Here is a 238-nt window from a genome sequence, read left to right on the forward strand (position 1 = left end):
GAAAAAAAAAAACACCGTCACCAGCATTCCGCTTTATCCTTTCCTCTAACAATACACCATACTATTCCTATCCCTTCACCATTCTCACTATAATTAGCTTCTGCCTCCGTTATCGTTCGTTGCTTCCCTATCACACCAACATCCTCGTTGACACAGCATCTTACCCCAGTTCTATGCACTCCAGCGGCATTGATTATCGTATAGACCCACCCTCTTTCTTCGTATTCTACTCCTCTGC

At 44.1% G+C, this 238-nt stretch carries 1 protein-coding gene; it reads right to left on the reverse strand.

What is annotated here, in order from left to right; genetic code table 11:
- Positions 1-17: 17 nt before the first annotated feature.
- The coding region (locus tag G3N97_RS35360; RefSeq protein WP_205997474.1) for a hypothetical protein at positions 18-238 on the reverse strand (221 nt) is incomplete at its 5' end.

This window comes from Paraburkholderia sp. Ac-20347, from assembly GCF_017104805.1.
GTDB classification, from domain to species: Bacteria; Pseudomonadota; Gammaproteobacteria; order Burkholderiales; family Burkholderiaceae; genus Paraburkholderia; species Paraburkholderia tropica.